Below are 20,565 nucleotides of genomic sequence, written 5' to 3'. Positions count from 1 at the left end.
CGCCATGGATTTCGCATTGAACGACGAGCAGCAGATGCTGCACGCGTCGGCCCACCGTTTCTTCGCCGACCACCACCCGCTCGCGCGCGCACGGCACGCCTTGCCCTGGACCGATGCCACGCAGCAGTCGCTGTGGGCCGACATGGCCGGCATGGGCTGGATGGCACTGCTGGTGCCCGAGGCGCACGACGGCCTGGGGCTCGGCATGAGCGAGGCCTGCATCGTGGCCGAGGCCGCAGGCCAGCAGCTGTTGAACTTGCCGCTGGCCGGCAGCGCCGTGCTGTTGCCGCTGTGGCTGCAGGCGTGTGGTGAGGCACCGCCTGATGCGTTGCGCGAGGGGGTGCGTGCGGCGATGGCGGGCGAGCGTGCCTTCCAGTGCATCGCGGACGGTGATGGCTGGATCGACCACGCGGGGCAGGCGTCGGACCTCGTGGTGGTGCAGGGCTGGCATGACGACACCGCGCCGCTGCGCGTGGCGCTGCAGCCGATGCCAGAGGGCGCGGCATCCGATGCGCTCGATCCCACGTTGCGACAAGCGCCGGCGGCTCCCGCGCCGTCACTCGCGTGGGAGACGCTGCCCATCGCCCCCGAATCACGTGCCCGCGTGCGCGCCGCCCACCGCGTCGCGCTGTCGGCGGAACTCGTCGGCGTCGCACAGGCCGCACTCGACCTCGCCAGCGCCTACGCCCGCGAACGTGTGCAGTTCGGCAAGCCCATCGGCAGCTACCAGGCCATCAAGCACCAACTCGCCAACGCGTGGATGGGCGTGGACAACGCGCGCCTGGCCGTGCGCTACGCCGCTGCCGCGCTCGACGGCGGCCTGCCCGACTGGCGCTTTGCCTGCGCCGCGGCCGAGTTCACGGCCATCGAAGGCGCGCAGCAGGCCACGCGCACGGCCATCCAGGTGCATGGCGGCATGGGCTTCACCTGGGAGCACGACGCGCACCTGTACCTGAAGCGCGCGCAGCACCTGGCGACGCGCCTGGGCGGTGCCTCGCGCGCGCTGGACCAGGTCGAGGCGCTGGCCCTGGCCTGACCGGCTTCAGGCCTGCGCCGCAGGAGCGTCTGCGCGCAGGCCATCGATCAGCAGCGACAGGCTCGCCCGGAACTCGGTCTCCGCATCGCTGGCCGTGGCGGCGGTCGCGATCTCGATCAGGTGCGGGAACCGGTCCGGCGGCAGGGCCTGGAACCGCGCGATGGTGTCGTCGGGCGATTCGTCGGCCTGCAGCGTGAGCGGCCCGGCGAGCTCCGCCTGTGCGGCGCCCATGATGAGCGCGGACACGGCGCGGAAACCCACGAGCAGGCGGGCGCCGCTGCGGCCGCTGTGGGCCAGCGTGCGCAGCAGGGCTTCGGTCACTTCGAACACCGCGGGCGAGCGGCTGCGCTTCGTGAGGATCAGCGGAATCACATGGGGATGGTCGCGGATCACGCGCCACAGCGCGACCGCGATGTCCTCCAGCGCTTCATGCCAGGGCAGGCGGTCGTCGGTCTCCCAGCGCACCTTGCCCAGCACCGCCTCGACCACCAGCATCTCCAGCTCCTCGCGCTGCGAGACGTAGTTGTAGAGCGTCATCGCGCCGGTTTCGAGCCGGCTCGCGAGCGCGCGCATGGTCAGGCCGGAGAGGCCGTCCGCATCGACCAGCGCCAGCGCGGCCTGCTGGAGCTGTTCACGGGTGAATTTGGCGGGACGTCCCACGCTTGACTCCGTTCTCGAAGGGGTTGTAAAGTAATAAACGTACAGTGTACTTAAAAATCGAAAGACGCTTTCCAGCCGCCCGGCCCGGCGTCTTCGCAACCCTTCCTGAAGGATCATCGATGAAGTTCTCGCCCGGCGATGTGGTGCCCGCCACGGCCCTGGAAACGATCCACGGAAAGCCCTTGCAGCTGCCGGACGCCGGTTCGCGCTGGGTCCACCTGCAGTTTCGCCGCTTCGCGGGCTGCCCGGTCTGCAACTTCCATCTGATGACCTTTGCCCGAAGGCAGGGCGAGCTGGCGGCGGCGGGCATCCGCGAGGTCGTGCTCTTTCACTCGTCCGCGCAGGAGATGCGCAAGTACCAGGCGCAGCTGCCGTTCGACTGCGTGGCCGACCCTGCCAAGGCGCACTACCGACGCTTCGGCGTGGAAACCTCGCGGCTGGCGTTCCTGCATCCGCGCGTCTTCTGGAGCGGCCTGCGCTGGGTGCTCGCGACGGGCCGCTTCTACAGGAAGGCGGAGAACGGCATCACGGGCTTGCCGGCCGACGTGCTCATCGACGCGCGGGGCACCGTGGTCGCCGTCAAGTACGGCGGGCACGCGGACGACCATTGGGAGGTCGACGAACTGCTGGTGCTGGCCGGCGCCGCGAGTTCCTAGACAGAGGCGCACACCTGCGGTGCGCCAGCGCACGCTGCAGGTGCGCTCGGGCGCCACTTGCCAGTCCAACCCCGGAGAACCCGTCTTCCAGGCCCGAAAACCACCCGGCATGAAGCTTGCAGCCGCTCGCAACTGAATGAAATTTGAATTTCAATTATTCAAAGTAGGTGAAATCCATATGCCATTCAGACGTGATGCGACCTACGATGCGATCCGCGACATCGGGCTGCCACGCGCAAGCAAGCACTTCATTCCTTCTTCAGAGGTTTCTCATGGCTGGACCTGCACTTTCTTCCGGGCCCGACTCGCCCCGAGTCGCGGAGCTCGATCGCGCGCTCGACACCATCGGCGTCACGCGCTCGCACCACACGATCATTTTCCTGATCCTCATCGGCTGCCTGTTCGATGCCTTCGAGCAGAACGCGGTAGGCATCGTCGGCCCGATGCTGCGCGAGCAGTGGGGGCTGAGCGCCTCCGACATCGGCTTCCTGAACACCGTCACCTTTGCCTGCGCGGCCATCGGACGGATCATTTCGGGCTTCATCGCCGACCGCTACGGCCGGCGCGTGATGCTGTCGATCGACCTGCTGCTGTTCACGCTCGGCGCGGGCATCTGCGCGATGGCACCCAACTTCACGGTGATGGCGCTGGGCCGCGCGGTGGTGGGCTTCGGGCTGGGCGGCGAGATCGCCATTGCGGTCACGATGCTGGCCGAGTTCTGCTCCACCAAGTTCCGCGGCACGGCGGTGGGGATGGTCAACGTGGGCGCGGGCGGGCTCGGCAACTTCCTGGCGCCGGGCTTCGGCCTGCTGGTGTTCTGGATGTTCCCGGGCGACAACGCCTGGCGCTGGCTGTTCGCCTGCCTCATGGTGCCGGCGCTGCTGGGTGCCTTCTACCGCCGCTACATCCCCGAGACGCCGCGCTTCCTGCTGTCGCAGGGCCGTGTGAAGGAAACCAACGCGGTGCTGTCGCGCCTCGCCTCGGGGCGGCTGTCGGGCAAGCCGGCGGCGCCGCACCCCTACATCACCGACGACGGCACGCTCGCGCAGGCCGCCCGGCCGAAGGTGCGCGTGACCGAGATCTTCCGCGGCGCGCTGGCGCGACGCACGGTGCCGCTGTGCATCACGATCTGGATGACCTATGGCGCGCAGATCTCGGTGCTCACGCTGATGCCGACCATCCTCGTGACGCTGGGCTACAGCATGTCCAAGAGCCTGCTGTTCACGATGGTGATGCAGGGCGGTAGCCTGCTGGGCGCCATCGCGGCCTCGCTGCTGGGCTTTCACTTTCCGCGCAAGCGCGTGCTGACAGCCGGCGCCGTGTGCGCCTGCCTCGCGGCGCTGACCATCGGCTTCGTCGCCAAGAGCATCGTCGTGATCCTCATCGCGGGCGCGGTGTTCCAGTTCTTCGTGCTGCTGCTCAACACGACCATCTGGATCTTCGCGCCCGAGCTGTACCCGACGCGCGTGCGCGCCTTCGGCACGGCCTTCATCCTGGCCACGGGCACGGCCGCCGGCGCGCTGATGCCGCTGGTGGCGGGGCGCCTGTTCGACAGCTTCGGGCTGGTCGGCGTGTTCGGCCTGGCCGCCGCGATGTACGCGGTGTTCGTGGCCAGCGTGCAGTGCGTGCCCGAGACCTACGGCCAGTCGCCCGATGCGCTGCCGCTGCCCGGCGAGGCCGAGGCCGAAGACCGCGCACCGGGCGCGACGCTGGCCCGCTCGAACTGAGCCACGCAACGACCGGTCTCTCCAGACAAAAGAAAGCGCCTTTCCGCATGCCCGACATCCTGCTCATCAACCCCAACGCCTCCGTCGCCACCACCGACATGATGGTCGGCATCGCGTCCGCCGAAGCGCCCGCCGGTTGCCGCGTGACCGGCCGCACGGCGGTGCAGGGCCCGCCGATGATCGTCAACGAAGACGAGCTGAATGCGGCCGCGCTCGAGGTGCTGAAGGTGTGGCGCGCGGCGGCAGGCGAGGGCTGGGACGGCGTGATCGTCAGCGCCTTCGGCGACCCCGGCGTGGCGCTGTTGCGGCGCGAGGTCGGCGTGCCCGTGGTCGGCATCGCCGAAGCCTCGATGCTCGCGGCGGGCGAGGGCGGGCGGCGCTTCGGCATCGCCACCGTCACGCCCGACCTCGTGGTGCCCATCGAGGCGCGCGCGGCCGCGCTCGGGTTGCGCGCGCAGTACAGCGGCATTCGCCTGACGCAGGGCGATCCGCGCGCGCTCGCGGCCGATGCGAAGGCGCTCGAAGACGCATTGGCGCAGGCCGTGCAACGCTGCATCGACGACGACGGCGCGCAGGCCGTGATCATCGGCGGCGGTCCGCTCGGGCAGGCCGCGCTCGCGCTCGCGCCGCGCTTCGACGTGCCGGTGATCGCACCGATCGGTGCGGCGATGCGGCTGCTGTGTTCGAAGCTCGCGGTCTCGCCGTGAGCCGATCGTCGCGGCGATGAGGTGCAAGGCGTTTTGGCAATGAACGCCTTCTAGAATGAAACGACACACTTGTCCGCAAACATCGGGCAAGCCGCATCGTTCGCTTTCTTTTTTGCATGCCTCACCTTCGACCGCGTTCCGCTTTCCTCGCTTTTCTTCTTCTCTCTTCCCTCGGCGCCGTCGCACAAACCGCGACACCCCAGTTGGTCCTCGTGCCGCATCACGAGCGCGCGCCGGAAACATCCAACGCTCCCGCACTCGACCTGGCCGTGACCCGCTTCGCCGGCATGGCCTCGGGCTCCTACTACTGGCCCGAAGGCCTGCTGGCCGAGCAGCTGATCTCGGGCCTGGCCTCGCGCCCCGACCGCAAGCAGCAGGCGCTGCCTGACGGCCAACGACTGCTTTCGTCGTACCGCCGGCCCTACGACGGCGGCGAGCGCGCGGCCGTGCTGGTCGACGACCGCAGCGGTGACGTGCTGGCTGCCGCACTGGTGCATCGCAGTTGCGGCAAGAACTCGTCGTCGAGCGGTTGTCTCGACGACCAGCACGCCGTGCTCTCGGTCTTCCTGCGCCCCGGCCTCGACCGCACCAAGGCGCAACCGCTGGTCGCATGGAGCCAGCAGGTTCCCGACCGCATGCAGGGCGGTGAGGGCGTGGGCGAGAAGATCGCCACGACCGAGTACCTCACGATGGACGCCGCGCGCACCACGGCGCGTCCCATCGTGCGGCCCAACAAGGCCTTCTCCGCGCAGGTGCCGCTGTACCCCAAGGCGCTGATCTACGGCACCGCGCAGGACGCGCTGAGCGACGCCAAGGCCAAGCGCGTGCTGCGCCTGCAGACCGTCGACACGCCGCAGCAGGTGCTGGCGTTTTACAAGCAGCTGTCGCCGCCGCTGAAGTACATCGAGTCCAGCGACGGCTTCATCGCCGGTAGCCGCAACGGCCTGAGCTTCTCCGTCAGCACGACGGTTCCGCGCGACATGCCCGCGATCACGAACATCGAAGTGGAAATTTCCGAATGAAGAAGACATTGATTCCGGCGGCGCTCGCGTCGCTGGTGTTCGCCTGCGCGCTCACCGCCCACGCACAAGACGCTGCGGCGCCCGTCACGACGGAGCTGCCGCCGCCCACGCTGCGCCTGAGCGAGCAGACGCGCATCCGCAGCGCCGTGATCGGCCTGGTCGGCTACGCGCGCGGCAACTACACCGAGCCCGACACGCTGATCGCGCAGCAGCTGCTCGAAGGCATGCGCTCGAAGTTCGACGTCACGCGCACCGTGTGGCCCGACGGCCGCCAGGTGATCGCGTCGGTCAGCGGCGGCGGCCATGGTGAAGAGCGCGCGGCGATGCTGATCGACGCCGACGGCCGCGTGCAGGCGGTGGGGCTGGTCAACGGCCACTGCCGTGCGCCCGCCAAGCGCGACGACCCCAAGGTGTGCAACCCCTTGCCGCAGACCGTGCTGTCGGTCTTCCAGCGTGCCGGTGCCAGCCAGGCCGACGCCGCGCCGCTCGTGGCCTGGAGCAAGCAGCTGCCGTCGTTCCTCGCGGCCATGGCCGACAGCGACGATCCGGCGGACGTGGCCGCCGCGCAGAAGATCGCCAGCGTCGAATACATCACCGGCCAGCCGGGCGTGCCGGGCTGGCGCGCCGAGCAGCTGCCGCCGGGCTTCCCGGTGTCGCTGCATCCGCTGCTGGTGCAGACGGCCGAGGTGAACAGCACCGCCAGCGCCGGCAAGATCGTGCTGCCCAAGGGGCTGGCCGGCCTGCCGATGCGCACGGCCTACCAGAGCGCCCAGCGCCCCGAGGCGCGGCTGCCCGATGCCGAGGTCACGCTGCGCAGCTACGAGCCGATCGCCAAGCTGGTCGACGCGTACCGCGAACTCGCCAAGGGCGCGACGCTGGACGAGGAGGGCCGCGAGGTCGTCTTCAACGGCACCGACGGCGCGGGCCGCTACAGCGTGCGCCTGCGCGACGCGAAGGAAACCGGCGTGTACATCACCGTGGCGAGCTGGAAGCGCAAGTAGCCGCGCCCCGCGTTGCATGGCCCTTTGCGGGCCGGATGTCAATCGGAGGATTCTTGCCGCCCCCCTGCGATGACACCGAGGCGGGCGGGGCAGGGTGCTCACGAGAATCGATGCATGACCGAGGCCGTCAGAGCCCGCCGCATCCACCTCGAGGAGACAACCACCATGCACCGCTCCCGTTCTTTCGCAGGCCTCGTTCGCCTGCTGCTTCGCACCACCGTCCTGTGGGCGCTCGCGATGCTCGCGGCGCCCGCGCTGGCCGCCTACAACCAGAGCCTCACGCGCACGCTGGACGCCGGCCAGATCTACGGCAAGGTCGCGGCCAACAACACGCACGCCTTCCTGGGCGTTCCCTTCGCGCAGCCGCCTGTCGGCAACCTGCGCTGGCGCGCCCCGCAGCCGCCGCAACCGTGGAGCGGCGCGCGCGCCGCGACCACGCTGGCCGGCATGTGCGCGCAGGTCGGCAACCCCTTCGGCGAGCCCGACCCGGCCACCTTCGGCCAGCCCGTGGGCACCGAAGACTGTCTGTACCTGAACGTGTGGCGGCCGAACTCCAGCGCCGAGAACCTGCCGGTGTTCTTCTGGATCCACGGCGGCAGCAACACCAAGGGCTCGGCGCGCGAGCCGGCCTACGACGGCGCCTACCTGGCGCAGAAGGCCAACATGGTGGTGGTCACCGTGCAGTACCGCATGGGCATGCTGGGCTGGCTGAACCACCCGGCCATGAAGACCGGCAACGCGCTGGACGACTCGGGCAACTTCACCACGCTGGACCTCGTGCGCGCGCTCGACTGGGTGAAGGCCAACGCGCGCGCCTTCGGCGGCAACCCGGGGCAGGTGACGGTGGCGGGCCAGTCGGCCGGCTGCATCAACACCTGGGGCCTGCTGCAGTCGCCGCTGACCGACGGCAAGTTCCACCGCGCACTGTGCATGTCGGGCGTGCCCAATGCCTATCCGCCGGTGGTGGGCACGCTGGCGGCCGATTCGCTCATCGACAACCTGCTGGTCGACACCGGCCGCGCCTCGACCACGCTGCAGGCCGCGGCGCAGCGCGTGACCATGAGCGCCGCCGACATCGCCGCCTTGCTGCGCGGTGCGAGCGCGGCGCAGATCATGAAGTTCACGCCCAGCCCGGTGGTGCCGGGCCACTTCACCGACGGCACCGTGATCCGCGCGAGCGGGCTGCCCGGCCTGCTGGCGGGCAACTACAACAAGATGCCGCTGATGATCGGCTCCACGCACGACGAGGGCTCGTACTTCGCCTTCCTGTTCGGCATGGGCCAGCCTTCGCAGCAGGAGCTGTGGAACCTGACCAACTACGCGGCGCCCGGCAGCGTCACCTTCAACCAGCTGATCAAGCCCGAGTTCCGGCCGATCTACACGCAGACGCACGAAGTGATCAGCTACGCGCTGGACAACGTGATCGACAACGTGATCCGCGTGCTGCGCCTGCAGAACGGCGACATCTACCGCTACAACTACAACTGGGACGACACGCCGCAGCCCTGGAAGGACACCTTCGGCGCGTTCCACGGCATCGACGTGGCGGCGCTGTTCGGCAACTTCGTGACCGACGAGCCGAACTTCATGCGCTTTGCCTGGAACCCCGCGAACGCAAGCAGCCGCAAGGCGCTGTCGGACAAGTTCATCGGCCACGCGGCGAGCTTTGCCCGCTACGGCGCACCGAGCCGCATGTTCGACGGCCAGACGACCTGGAACAACTGGACCAACTTCGTGTGCCTGCTGTGCAGCAAGCGCATGGTCTTCGACAACCAGCCGCGCATGTCGGCCGACGACTACCTGTTCTTCTGGCCGCGCTATTCGCTGCTGTCGCCGCAGCAGCGCGAGTTCCTGTTCCAGCAGATCGACTTCAACGCGCTGCCCGAGTCCGTCGACCCGCTGCGCAACGGCACACGCTGAGTTTCCGAAGCGATCGATCTACTGGATGATCCCGTGGCGCACGGCATAGAGCACCAGCTCCGCCGTGCTGGCCACGCCCAGCTTGTCGAGGATGTTGCTGCGGTGCGTGCTCACGGTCTTCACGCTGATGAGCATCTCGTCGCCGATGGCCGTGAGCGACAGGCCCTTGAGCATCATGAGCATGATCTGGTGCTCGCGCACCGTGAGCCGCTGGTGCGCGGGGCGGTCGTCGCGGCCTTCGAGCTGGCCGCTGACCTGCGAGGCGGCGCGCGCACTCAGGTACTGGCCGCCGGCCGCCACGCAGCGGATCGCGCGCACCAGCTCGGCGGGCTCCGCGTCTTTCGCAATGTAGCCGCGCGCGCCGGCCTGGATGGCGACCAGCGCGTACTGCTCCTCGGCGTACATCGACAGCATGAGCACCGGCAGCGCGGGCTGCAGCGCGCGGATCGAGGCAAGCACCTCCAGGCCGTTGCGGCCTTCCATGTTGATGTCCAGCAGCACCACGTCGAAGCGGCGCTGGCGCACCAGCTCGAGCGCCTCGGCGCCGTTGCCGGCCTCGGCCGTGGTGCGCAGGTCGGTCTCGTCGAGCAGCAGCCGCTGCAGGCCCGAGCGGAAGATCGTGTGGTCGTCGACCATCAGGATGTCGATCATGCCGGGCCGCTCTCCGGCTGCAGCAGCGGCACGCTCAGCGCCAGCCGCGTGCCCGCGCCGGGCGCCGCGTGGATGTGCAGCTCGCCGCCGATCTCGCGTGCGCGCTCGCGCATGCTCAGAAGGCCCAGCGCGCTGCCTTCGGGGGCGTCGGGGTCGAAGCCGCAGCCGTCGTCGTGCAGCGCGAGCCGCAGGCGCTCGCCGTCCACGCGCAGCCGCACGTCCACGCGCTGCGCCTTCGCGTGGCGCAGGACGTTCGTCAGGCCTTCCTGGAAGATGCGGTAGACCGCGGTGGCCTGCTTGGGCGCAAGCCGCAGCGCGGGCGCGTCGGTGTCCAGCGAATGCAGCACGCCCGAGCGGCGCGTGAAGGCCTGCAGCTCGTGGGCCAGCGCCACCGACAGGTCGAGGTGGTCGAGCGCGCTGGGGCGCAGCGCCTCCGAGATCTGCTTGACCGTGTCGATGGTCTGCTGCGTGAGCGCGATCAGGCCCTGCGTGAGCGCCTGCACCTCGGGGTTGTCGGCGCGGCGCTGGATGCGGGTGGCGTCCATCTTGATCGAGGTCAGCATGCCGCCGAGCACGTCGTGCACGTCGCGCGACAGCGCCAGCCGCTGCTCCTCGAGCTTGTTGGCGGTGTAGGCCGCCAGGGCCTGCAGCTGCTCGCGCGAGCGCTGGCGTTCTTCCTCGTTGCGCACGCGGTCGGTCACGTCCACGCCCACGCCCATCACGGCCGGGCGGCCCCGGTGCTCGATGCGCGAGCCGTGGACTTCGACAAAGCGCACGCGCCCGTCGCGGTGCAGGCCGCGCGTGATGAAGTGCATGCTCGGCGGATTGCCCGCCAGCCGGATGCGGATGCGCGAGCGCACGACTTCCACGAAGTCGGGCGGCACGATCTCGGCCAGCGACATGCCGGTCATTTCCTCTGCGGTGTAGCCCACGATGGCGGCCCAGGTCGCGTTGCAGTAGACGAAGCGGTCGTCCTGGATCACGTAGATGCCCGCCACCGCCTGTTCGACGATGGTGTCGAAGGGCATGTCCTGCAGGCTCTCGCGGGCGGGTGCTGTCATGGGGGCGGGCGGTGGCGCGCTGCATGATAGGTCGCGGGCCGCGCCGCACGGCCGCGCCCGAGGGTTTGCGAGCAGCAGGGTTCCCCGTAGCGCCGGCCGGAAATGTCCGATGGCCGCCGCGCATGGTGCGCCGCCAAGATCGGGGCCCGCCTGCTTCAGGCTGCCCCACGGCCGGCGACGCTGGCAAGGACAACACCACGATGGTCTACCGCTGGCTTGCGCTTCTGGGTCTTCTCTTTCTCGGCCTGCCGGGCCGCGCCGACGAGATCGTGGTGGGGCAGTCGCTGCCGCTGAGCGGGCCGCTCGGCGAGGCCGGGCGCAACGTGAAGGACGGCATCGACGCCTACCTGGCGCGCGTGCAGCGCGAGGGCCTGCTCGGGCGCCACAAGCTGGTGTGGCGCGCGCTGGACGACGGCTACTCGGTGGAGCGCCACACGCAGAACATCCGCCAGCTCGTGGTGCAGGACAAGGTCGATGCGCTGGGCCTGTCGGCCGGCACCTCGCACATCGACGCGGCCTACCCGACGATGCGCGAGGCGGGCACGCCGCTGATCGGCGCGATGACCGGCGCGTCGGCGCTGCACGGCGCGCAGCGCGCGCTCATCTACCACCTGCGCGCAAGCTACGCCGACGAGGTGCGCCAGTTGGTCGCGCAGGCCGTGTCGGTGCGGCAGCGGCGCGTGTTCGCGGTCTGGCAGGACGACGGGCTGGGGCGCGACGCCTTTGCCGCGCTCGAGGTCGCGCTGCGCGGCGCGGGCATCGAACTCGTGGGGCAGCAGGGCGTGGCGCTGGCGCAGATGGACGGTGCCGCGCTGGCCGCCAGCGTGCGCGCGGCGAAGCCCGATGCGCTGTTCGCGCTGTGCGTGACGCCGTGCGGGGTGAAGCTGCTGTCGGGGCTGGCGGCGGAGAGTGGTGTTGCGAGGCCGACGCCGTACATGCTCTCGATCGTCAACGGCGAGGTGCTCGCCAAGAGCGTGGGGCCGGCGGCGCGCGGCACCGTGATCTCGCAGGTCATGCCCAACCCGCGCCTGGCAACGTCGCCGCTGGTACAGCGCTACCAGCAGGACATGCGCAGCCACATGGGTCGCGACGAGTTCAGCTACTTTTCGCTGGAAGGGTACGTGGTGGCGATGGTGACGGTGGAGGCAGCGCGCACGGCGCTGGCCGCTTCACCGCGCCGCTCGATGCAGGACGCCATGAAGCTGATGCTGCGGCGTGAGATCGAGGGGATTCCGGTGTCGAGTGGCGACGATCCGGGTGTGCGTCCGCACCCCGTGACGCTTTCAATGATCGGAAATGGCGGGCGGCTCATTCATTGAGGCTGAGCCGCCCTGAAGAAGATCAGCCGATCTCCGCGATCAGTTCGATCTCGACGCAGGCGCCCATCGGGATCTGCGCCACGCCGAAGGCGCTGCGTGCATGCGCGCCCTTTTCGGGGCCGAACACTTCGGCGAAGAACTCGCTGGCGCCGTTGGTCACCAGGTGCTGTTCGGTGAAGGTGCCGACCGAGTTCACGAGGCTCATCACCTTGACGATGCGCTTGACCTTGTTCAGGTCGCCCACGGCCGCGTGCAGCGTGCCGAGCAGGTCGATGGCGATGGCGCGTGCGGCCTGCTTGCCTTCGTCGGTGCCGATGTTGGCGCCGAGCTGGCCGACCCAGACCTTGCCGTCCTTCTTGGCGATGTGGCCCGACAGGAACACGAGGTTGCCGGTCTGCACGAAGGGCACGTAGGCGGCGGCAGGTGCGGACACCGGGGGCAGGGAAATGCCGAGGCTGGAAAGCTTGTCGTAAACGCTCATGGAGACTCCTGATCTGGGGATGATGATGACGATGACGGGGGTGATTGTGTCTGTGTTTGCGCCGCCGACGCCGGCAGCTGCACCACTTCCCCCACGGGTTGCACGGTCACGCCGACATGCAGCGTGTGGCGCGCGCCGCCATGCAGCACGCCGCGCATTGGCGAGACGTCGGAGTAGTCGCGCCCGATGGCGAGCGTGACGTAGTCCTCGCCGGGCTGGCGGCCGTTGGTGGGGTCGAAGTCGGCCCAGTCGCCCACGCTCTCGGGGCCTTCGCCCTCGCCGGGCAGGTACACCGACACCCACGCATGCGAGGCGTCGGCGCCCACCAGGCGCGGCTGGCCCGGCGGGGGCTGCGTGAGCAGGTAGCCGCTCACGTAGCGCGCCGGCAGGCCCATGGCGCGAAAGCACGCGATGAGGATGTGGGCGAAGTCCTGGCACACGCCCTTGCGCTGTGCCAGGGCCTCGACGGCGGGGGTGTTGATCTCGGTGCTGTCGGCGTCGTAGGCGAAGTCGCGGTACATGCGCTCGGTGAGGTCCATCGCCACGTCGAAGGTGGGACGCTCGGGCACGAAGCTGGCGCGCGCGTAGGCGACGAAGTCGTCGTGACGCGGCACGTACGGCGAGGGAAAGACGAACTCCGAGGCGGGGTCGAAGGGCGCGTCCTTGCGAAAGCGGAAGCGCTCGCGCACGGCCTCCCAGGGCAGCTCGCGCGCCACGGCGGGAGAGAGCACGGGCTCTGAGGTTTTCACCACGCTCTCGGCCGTGACGATGAGGTGGTCGTGCGTGGTCTCGAGCGCGAAGAAGGCGCGCGTGTTGCCGTACAGGTCGGGCACCTCGTTGCGCTGTGCGGGCGCGGGGTCGATCGTGAGCTGGTGGCTCACGAGCTCCTGCGAGGCGGTGGCCAGCGGGCGCAGGTGCGCCAGGTGCTGCGCCGTCTCGACCGCCGGCGCGTACGCGTAGCGCGTTTCGTGGGTGACGTGCAGCAGCATGGCGCGGCTCGCTGTCTACTTGGACTCGGCGCCGAAGTGCGAGGCGTAGATCTTGGCGTAGGTGCCGTCGGCCTTGATGTCGGCCAGGCCCTTGTCGATCTTTGCCAGCAGCTCGGCGTTGCCCTTCTTCACGGCGATGCCGTACTGCTCGGTCGAGAAGCCGGCGTCGCTCACGGTCTTGAAGCCGCCGCCCGGGTTGTTGGCCAGGTAATGGGCCACCACGCCGTTGTCGGCCACCACGGCCTGCACGCCGCCGGCTTCGAGTTCCTTGAGTGCCAGCGGCGTCGATTCGAAGCGCTTGATGTCGGTGCTCGACTTGCCCAGCAGCTTGCCCACGACCTCGTCGCCGGTGGTGCCGTTCTGCACGCCGACCTTGAGCTTCTTGATGTCGTCGAACTTCGCGACCGTCGAGTCGCTCTTCACCGCGATGAGCTGGCGGGCCTCGAAGTAGGGCTGCGAGAAGTCCATCGTCTGGCGGCGCTCGGGCGTGATGGTGATGGCCGACACCAGCAGGTCGCGGTCGCCCAGCTCGAGCGTGTTGAAGATGCCTTCCCACGGCGTGTTGACGAACTTCACCTCGATGCCGGCCTTCTGCGCGATGGCCTTCACCACGTCGATGTCGAAGCCCACGACCTCGCCCTTTTCGTTCTGCGATTCGAAGGGCGTGTAGGCCGCGTCGGTGCCCACGACCAGCACGCGCGGTGCGGCAGCGGGCGGCGGTGCCGAAGCCGCCGCGGGCGCGGCGGGTTCCTGCTTGCCGCAACCGGCGAGCGCGAGGCCGACCAGGAGGCTGGCGGCGGTCAGGGTGAGACGGCGGTTGAGGGCGATGCCGGACATGGAAATGCCTCCTTCGAAATATCGTTGTGTAGGTATGGAATCAGGCGCCGACGGAGCGCAGCGATTCGGATGTGAGCGTGAAGTAGCGCGTGCCGATGGCGTCCGACACGTGGTACGCGGCCGTCTCGCAGGTGGCGAGCAGCTCGACCAGCGCGGGGTAGTCGGCACCGGGGCCGGCCGCGCACAGGTGTTCGAGCGTCCAGGTGGCCGGGTCGGGCAGCTCGTACGACAGGGCGGTGAGCTTGCCCGGCGCGCTGCCCGCGAGCCGCGCGATGCGCCCGCGCAGCGTCTGCGTGACCCAGGCCAGCGAACGCGGGTTCTCGGCGTCGAGCACCAGCAGGTCGACCAGCGTGGCGACGTCGCGGCGCTGCTGGTAGCGGGCATGGAAGGTGATGGTGCTGTCGAACAGCGCCACCATCGCCTCGAAGCCGCTCACTTCGTGCACGGCGCCGTTGGCGAAGCCGGCCTCGAGCGCGCTCGACAAAAAGCCCAGCCGCTCGATGTGGCGGCCGATCGACAGCAGCCGCCAGGCGTCGTCGCGCGTCATGCGGTCGGTCTGCGCGCCGGTCATGGCGGCCAGCGCGGTGCTGGCGGATTCGAGCGCGCGCAGGGCGGCGCTGGCGGCAAAGCTGCCTTCGCCTGCCTGCTCGGCCGCGCGCCGCAGGAAGTCGCTTTCGGCGCGCACGATCTGGTTCCAGTTGTCCTGCGACAGCCGTTCGCGCACGGCCGCCGCGGCCTGCCGGATGCTGCGCAGGCTGTAGCCCACGCTGCCGCCGTGGTCGACGTCGCCCAGCTCGGCGATGAGCGCGCGTTCGAACACGCGGCGTGACTGCGGCGCGCTCGGCGCCTCGGCCGGCACGAGCGCATTGCGCACCGCCATGCGGTGCAGCCATTCGAGCAGCGGGCGCGAGGACTGGTCTTCGCTGCCCAGCAGGTTGAGCGTGAGGCGCGCCAGGCGCACCGCGTTTTCGGCGCGCTCGGTGTAGCGGCCGAGCCAGAACATGTTCTCGGCCGCGCGACTGGTGACCGGCGCACGGTGCCGCGCCAGCGAGGCCGGCGTGGCGTGCGGTTGCAGCAGCGTGGTGCGGTCGACCTCGCCGTGCGTCTGCACCCAGACGTCGGCGCTGCTGCCGCCGCGCTGCATCGAGGCGATCTGCGCATCGGGGCCCGCCAGGCGCGCCAGCCCGCCGGGCAGCACGCGCCACGACTGCGGGCCGTCGCTCACCGCGAACACGCGCAGCATCAGCGCGCGCGGCGCGATGTGGCCGGGGCCGAGGTCGCTGGCCCAGGTCGGCATCTGCGACAGCGGCAGGTAGCCCTGCACCGTGTGGACGTCGCCCTCGCGCACGATGCGTCCGGCCCATTCGTCGATTTCACGGCGGCTGAGCTGGCTGCCGAACACGGCGTCGAAACTGGAGCGCCCCTGGAAGCCGGGGTAGGTCGGCTTGATGGCGCTCTCGCCCAACTGCGGCAGCACGGCCTCGAGCGATGCGCGTTCGCCGCACCACCAGGTCGGCAGCGCCGGCAGCTTGAGTTTTTCACCGATGAGCCGCAGCGCCAGCCCCGGCAGGAAGCCCAGTAGCGCCGGCGATTCGAGAAACGCCGAGCCCGGCATGTTGGCCACCAGCAGGTTGCCCGCGCGGATGGCCTGCAGCAGGCCGGGCACGCCGAGCGTGGAGTCGGGCCGCAGCTCCAGCGGGTCGAGGAACTGGTCGTCGAGCCGCTTGATGAGGCCGTGCACCGGGCGCAGGCCCTGCAGCGTTTTCAGGTACAGGCGCTGGTCGCGCACCGTGAGGTCGCTGCCCTCGACCAGCGTCAGGCCGAGGTAGCGCGCCAGGTAGGCGTGCTCGAAGTAGGTCTCGTTGTACGGGCCCGGCGTGAGCAGCGCGATGTGCGGCGGCGAGCCCGAGGGGCACATGCGCTGCAGGCCTTCCATCATGGCGCTGTAGGTGGCGGCCAGCCGCTGCACCTGCAGCGCCTCGAAGGCCTGCGGAAACTGCCGCGTGATCGCGAGGCGGTTCTCCAGCAGGTAGCCCAGGCCCGAAGGCGCCTGCGTGCGCTGCGAGACCACCCACCAGTTGCCGTCGGGGCCGCGTGCGAGGTCGAAGGCGGCGATGTGCAGCCAGGTGTCACCGGCCGGCTTCACGCCGTGCAGTGCGCGCAGGTAGCCCGGATGGCCGCGCACCAGCGCCGGCGGCAGCAGGCCCTCGGCCAGCAGTTGCTGCGGGCCGTAGGCGTCGGCCATCACGCGGTCGAGCACGCGCACGCGCTGCTGCACGCCGGCCTCGATCTGCGCCCAGCTCTCGGGCGAGACGATCAGCGGGAACAGGTCGAGCGACCACGGCCGCTGCGGGCCGTTGGCGTCGGCGTACACGTTGTAGGTGACGCCGTTGTCGCGGATCTGCCGCTCCAGGCTGACCGCACGCCGCGGCAGGTCGTTGATGCCGCCGGGGCCGAGCTGTTCGAAGAAGGCGTTCCAGGCGGGGGTGAGCGGGGGCTGGTCGCCGGAGGGTGAAGGTTCCTGTGTCTGTGATTGCGAGGAGGACTGTGACTGGGACTGCGATTGCGACGGGGTCGGTCGCTCCTCGGCGGCGTCGTACAGCAGCGGGGCCGCAGCGGGCGCCGGGGCCGCGCCCGACACCGGCCGCGAAGGCGCCGCGGGCGTCGCCTGTCCCCGCAATTCGTCGAAATGCCCAGGCAGGGCCGCCGGCGCGAGCGAAGACGCCAGCGCCGCCGGATGCTCCGGGGCCTGGGCGTCGAACAGGGATTCGTTCAGGGGTTCCACAGGGGGGAGATTGTCACATCACCGTCACCGGGGCCGATCCGGCGGTGCGACAGGGTTCCCCCTGAGTCCTCGGACCGGTCAGCGCCGCAGGTCCAGCGTGAACGGAAACTCCCGGCTGCCCGGCAGCTCGATGGTGGCCGGCGGCGTGCGCAGCAGGCCCGGGGTGTGGCCGGTGCGCGTGAAGCGCGAATGGCGGCGGCTTTCGGCCTCGTAGGCGTTGACCGGGAAGGTGTCGTAGTTGCGCCCGCCCGGGTGGGCGACGAAGTACTGGCAGCCGCCCAGCGAGCGCTTCATCCAGGTGTCGACGAGGTCGAAGGTCAGCGGCGCGTGGGCCGGGATGCTGGGGTGCAGCGCCGAGGGCGGATTCCAGGCCTTGTAGCGCACGCCGGCCACGAACTCGCCGGTGACGCCGGTGGGCTGCAGCGGCAGCACCTTGCCGTTGACGGTGACGACGTGGCGGCTTTCGTTCAGGCCGGTCACGCGCACCTCGATGCGCTCCAGCGACGAGTCGACATAGCGCACCGTGCCGCCGGCCGAGCCTTCTTCGCCCATCACGTGCCACGGCTCCAGTGCGTTGCGCAGGGACAGCTCCACGCCCATCGACTGCATCTGGCCCACGAGCGGGAAGCGGAACTCAAAGTGCGGCGCGAACCAGTCGGCATCGAAGGCAAAGCCGGCCTGGCGCATCTCGCTGATGACGTCGTCGAAGTCCATCTTGACGAAGGTCGGCAGCAGGAAGCGATCGTGCAGCTCGGTGCCCCAGCGGGTGACGGGCGCCTGGTAGGGCGCGTCCCAGAAGCGGGCGACCAGCGCGCGGATCAGCAGCTGCTGCGCGATGCTCATGCGCGCATGCGGCGGCATCTCGAAGGCGCGCAGTTCCAGCAGGCCGAGGCGGCCGGTGCTGGAGTCGGGCGAGTAGAGCTTGTCGATGCAGAACTCGCTGCGGTGCGTGTTGCCCGACACGTCGATCAGGATGTTGCGCAGCGTGCGGTCGACCAGCCATGCGGGCATGTTCTGGCCGTAGATCTCGCGGTTCTTGGCGATCTCCTTCAACGCGATTTCGAGCTCGTAGACCTGGTCGTTGCGCGCCTCGTCCACGCGCGGCGCCTGGCTGGTCGGGCCGATGAACATGCCCGAGAACAGGTAGCTCAGCGACGGATGGTTGTGCCAATACAGCAAGAGGCTCGCGAGCAGCTCGGGCCGGCGCAGGAAGGGGCTGTCGGCCGGCGTGGCGCCGCCCATCACGAAGTGGTTGCCGCCGCCGGTGCCGGTGTGGCGGCCGTCGGTCATGAACTTCTCGGCCGACAGGCGCGTCTCGAACGCGGCGTTGTAGAGGAACTCGGTGTGGTCGACCAGTTCCTTCCAGTTGTGGGCCGGGTGGATGTTGACTTCGATCACGCCCGGGTCGGGCGTCACGGCCAGCATCTTCAGGCGCGGATCGCGCGGCGGCGGATAGCCTTCCATCACGATGCGCACGCCGAGCTGCTGCGCGGTGGCTTCGACGGCGGCGACGAGGTCGAGGTAGTCCTCCAGGCGCGCCAGCGGCGGCATGAAGACGTAGAGCACGCCCGAGGCGCTGCCTTTCTTCTCGGCCGCCGGGCCGTTGGCGCGGCGCGGGTCGCGCACTTCGACGCACAGCGCGGTGCGCGTGACCCAATGGGCCGATTCGCCGCGCAGCGGTTGGCGCGTGGCGGGCGTGGCGGGATCAGCCGCAGCTGCTGCATCGCCCTTCGCCGCATCGCCGGGGCTTTGCATGCGCAGCGACGCGGCCACCACGGGCGGCGTGCCGAAGGTGTAGGGCACCTCGCCCAGGTCGGCGCCGGCCACCGGGGTGGCGGTGGCATAGCGTGCGCGGTAGTCGGACGCGGTGGGCAACGCGGCGCGCGGCGCGGTCGGGTCGCGCTCGATGAGGTAGGGGTAGTCGCCCTTGCTGGCCCACGGCTGCGAGTCGAGCGGCAGGCGGTAGCCCATGGGCGAATCGCCCGGGATCAGGAACAGGCGGTCGTCGCGCAGGAACCAGGGGCCGGTCTTCCAGCCGGGGCCGGCGAGCGCGGGCGCGTCGCTGTTGGCGTTGCCGGGCTCGATGGGCAGCATGTAGCCGATCACCGCGTCGAGCTTCTGCGTGAACACGCGGCGCAGGCGCACGCGTTCGAGTTCGTCGTCCAGCTTGGAGTCGAAGGGGTCGACGTTCACCGGCAGGCGGCGTTCGCGCCACAGGTAGTAGTAGGTGTCCTCGTAGCCGGGCTGGATGTAGCGCTCGGTGAGGCCCAGCTTGTGCGCCAGCACGGTGGTGAAGCGGCGCGCGTCTTCGCTCGTGTAGTGGGTGGGAAAGCGTTCGTCGGCGAACAGCTCGGGGTCGTGCCACAGCGTCTGGCCGTCGGCGCGCCAGAAGATCGACAGCGCCCAGCGCGGCAGCTGCTCGCCCGGGTACCACTTGCCCTGGCCGAAATGCAGGAAGCCGCCCTGGCCGTACTCGGCGCGCAGCTTGTGCACGAGCTCGGTGGCGTAGCCGCGCTTGGTGGGGCCGAGCGCGTCGGTGTTCCATTCGGGAGCGTCGCGGTCGCTGGTGGCCACGTAGGTGGGCTCGCCGCCCATCGTCAGGCGCACGTCGCCGGCCACGAGGCGCGCATCGACCGCGTCGCCGAGCGCGAGCACCTCGGCCCATTGTTCTTCGGTGTAGGGCTTGGTGACGCGCGGCGATTCGTAGATGCGCGTGACCTTCATCTCGTGGCTGAACTCGACCTCGGACTCGTCGACGCCGCCTTCGATGGGCGCGGCGCTCGACGGCGTGGGCGTGCAGGCGAGTGGAATGTGGCCTTCGCCGGCCAGCAGGCCCGAGGTGGCATCCAGGCCGATCCAGCCGGCGCCCGGCAGGAACACCTCGCACCAGGCGTGCAGGTCGGTGAAGTCGACCGTGGTGCCGCTGGGGCCATCGAGCGCCTTCACGTCGGGCGTGAGCTGGATCAGGTAGCCCGACACGAAGCGCGCGGCCAGGCCGCAATGGCGCAGCAGCTGCACCAGCAGCCAGCCCGAGTCGCGGCAGGAGCCGCTGCCGTTGCTCAGCGTTTCTTCCGGCGTCTGCACGCCGGGCTCCATGCGGATGAGGTAGCTGACGTCCTTCTGCACCTGCTGGTTGATGCCGACCAGGAAGTCGATGGTGCGCTGTTCCTTGCGCTCGATCTTGTCGAGGTAGGCCTGCAGCAGCGGCGTGGGCTTCTCGGTGACGAGGTAGGGCGCCAGCTCCTCGGCCTGCGAGGCCGTGTATTTGAAGGGGAAGTTCTCGGCCTGCGGCTCCAGGAAGAAGTCGAAGGGGTTGTAGACCGCCATCTCGACCACGAGGTCGACCGTGACCTTGAACTCGCGCGTCTTCTCGGGGAACACGAGCCGCGCCTGGTAGTTGGCGAACGGGTCCTGCATCCAGTTGACGAAGTGCTCGGCCGGTTCGACCCGCAGCGAGTACGAGATCACATTGCTGCGGCAATGGGGCGCGGGGCGCAGTCGCACGACTTGCGGGCCCAACTGCACCAGGCGGTCGTATGTGTAGTGGGTGACGTGGTGGAGTGCGGCGTGGATGGACATGCGTAGGGGCGTGCAGTGCAGCGAGGTTGCATCGAAAAGATGTCTCTGGTGAGACGCATACTAGCCCAGTTGCCAAGCAATTAACGCGCCATCGAGCGTGGGTTGGGGGAGGGTTTGCATCATGGATTCCGGGG

The 20,565-nt window shown here is 69.6% G+C and carries 16 protein-coding genes; 8 read left to right on the top strand and 8 right to left on the bottom strand.

Features of this window, described 5'->3' with window-relative positions; translation table 11 throughout:
• Positions 1-4 precede the first annotated feature (4 nt).
• A complete protein-coding gene (locus AC3WQR_RS28895; RefSeq protein WP_492745383.1) occupies positions 5-1,036 on the top strand; it encodes an acyl-CoA dehydrogenase family protein in 1,032 nt (343 codons plus the stop codon).
• 6 nt (positions 1,037-1,042) lie between these two features.
• On the opposite strand, the gene AC3WQR_RS28890 is transcribed toward AC3WQR_RS28895, so the two are convergent.
• Entirely contained in the window at positions 1,043-1,696 is a 654-nt protein-coding gene (locus tag AC3WQR_RS28890; protein ID WP_492745381.1) for a TetR/AcrR family transcriptional regulator, read from the bottom strand.
• 119 nt (positions 1,697-1,815) lie between these two features.
• Between AC3WQR_RS28890 and AC3WQR_RS28885 the strand changes: the two genes are divergently transcribed.
• The 6 genes from AC3WQR_RS28885 (at position 1,816) to AC3WQR_RS28860 (ending at position 8,729) form a co-directional block, all read left to right on the top strand.
• Positions 1,816-2,352, top strand: coding sequence for a peroxiredoxin-like family protein (locus AC3WQR_RS28885; RefSeq protein WP_492745379.1), 537 nt, complete (start codon positions 1,816-1,818; stop codon positions 2,350-2,352).
• A gap of 272 nt (positions 2,353-2,624) precedes the next feature.
• Positions 2,625-4,079, top strand: a complete 1,455-nt coding sequence (locus AC3WQR_RS28880) for an MFS transporter (RefSeq protein WP_139703123.1) — start codon at positions 2,625-2,627, stop codon at positions 4,077-4,079.
• A 47-nt stretch (positions 4,080-4,126) separates the two neighbouring features.
• On the top strand, positions 4,127-4,786 hold the full coding sequence (locus AC3WQR_RS28875; RefSeq protein ID WP_492745375.1) for an aspartate/glutamate racemase family protein: 660 nt from the start codon (positions 4,127-4,129) through the stop codon (positions 4,784-4,786).
• Between the two features lie 269 nt (positions 4,787-5,055).
• Positions 5,056-5,808 carry a hypothetical protein gene (locus tag AC3WQR_RS28870; protein WP_492745371.1) on the top strand — a complete coding sequence of 251 codons (753 nt, stop codon included), beginning with the start codon at positions 5,056-5,058 and terminating at the stop codon, positions 5,806-5,808.
• Positions 5,805-6,809, top strand: coding sequence for a hypothetical protein (locus AC3WQR_RS28865; protein ID WP_492745367.1), 1,005 nt, complete (start codon positions 5,805-5,807; stop codon positions 6,807-6,809). The genes AC3WQR_RS28870 and AC3WQR_RS28865 overlap by 4 nt, the downstream gene beginning before the upstream one ends.
• Positions 6,810-6,974: 165 nt before the next feature.
• Positions 6,975-8,729, top strand: a complete 1,755-nt coding sequence (locus tag AC3WQR_RS28860) for a carboxylesterase/lipase family protein (protein ID WP_492745365.1) — start codon at positions 6,975-6,977, stop codon at positions 8,727-8,729.
• An 18-nt stretch (positions 8,730-8,747) separates the two neighbouring features.
• Here AC3WQR_RS28860 and AC3WQR_RS28855 read toward each other — a convergent pair whose 3' ends face one another.
• Complete coding sequence (locus AC3WQR_RS28855; protein ID WP_062476788.1) at positions 8,748-9,380, bottom strand: response regulator; 633 nt, start codon at positions 9,378-9,380, stop codon at positions 8,748-8,750.
• A complete protein-coding gene (locus AC3WQR_RS28850; RefSeq protein WP_095947341.1) occupies positions 9,377-10,441 on the bottom strand; it encodes a sensor histidine kinase in 1,065 nt (354 codons plus the stop codon). Before AC3WQR_RS28850 ends, AC3WQR_RS28855 begins: the two co-directional genes overlap by 4 nt.
• Positions 10,442-10,641: 200 nt before the next feature.
• Between AC3WQR_RS28850 and AC3WQR_RS28845 the strand changes: the two genes are divergently transcribed.
• Positions 10,642-11,760 carry an ABC transporter substrate-binding protein gene (locus AC3WQR_RS28845; RefSeq protein ID WP_492745362.1) on the top strand — a complete coding sequence of 373 codons (1,119 nt, stop codon included), beginning with the start codon at positions 10,642-10,644 and terminating at the stop codon, positions 11,758-11,760.
• A gap of 22 nt (positions 11,761-11,782) precedes the next feature.
• Here the strand turns inward: AC3WQR_RS28845 and AC3WQR_RS28840 are convergent, their stop codons facing one another.
• The 5 genes from AC3WQR_RS28840 to AC3WQR_RS28820 all read right to left on the bottom strand — a co-directional run bounded on the left by AC3WQR_RS28840 (position 11,783) and on the right by AC3WQR_RS28820 (position 20,431).
• Positions 11,783-12,241 carry a RidA family protein gene (locus AC3WQR_RS28840; RefSeq protein ID WP_062476784.1) on the bottom strand — a complete coding sequence of 153 codons (459 nt, stop codon included), beginning with the start codon at positions 12,239-12,241 and terminating at the stop codon, positions 11,783-11,785.
• Positions 12,238-13,230: a transglutaminase family protein gene (locus tag AC3WQR_RS28835; RefSeq protein ID WP_492745360.1), complete on the bottom strand. Its 993-nt coding sequence runs from the start codon at positions 13,228-13,230 to the stop codon at positions 12,238-12,240. The genes AC3WQR_RS28840 and AC3WQR_RS28835 overlap by 4 nt, the downstream gene beginning before the upstream one ends.
• A 15-nt stretch (positions 13,231-13,245) precedes the next feature.
• Positions 13,246-14,067, bottom strand: a complete 822-nt coding sequence (locus AC3WQR_RS28830; RefSeq protein ID WP_070059477.1) for a basic amino acid ABC transporter substrate-binding protein — start codon at positions 14,065-14,067, stop codon at positions 13,246-13,248.
• Positions 14,068-14,107: 40 nt separating this feature from the next.
• The gene (locus AC3WQR_RS28825) at positions 14,108-16,852 is read right to left on the bottom strand and encodes a circularly permuted type 2 ATP-grasp protein (RefSeq protein ID WP_492745357.1); all 2,745 of its coding nucleotides are present in this window, start codon (positions 16,850-16,852) and stop codon (positions 14,108-14,110) included.
• A 78-nt stretch (positions 16,853-16,930) separates the two neighbouring features.
• Entirely contained in the window at positions 16,931-20,431 is a 3,501-nt protein-coding gene (locus tag AC3WQR_RS28820; RefSeq protein ID WP_492745355.1) for a transglutaminase family protein, read from the bottom strand.
• Positions 20,432-20,565: the final 134 nt, after the last annotated feature.

It is taken from the genome of Variovorax sp. FW305-3-2-15-B-LB1 (assembly GCF_058787635.1).
The sequence above is the reverse complement of the archived record's forward strand: the minus strand, read 5'-3'. Positions and strand labels throughout refer to the sequence as shown.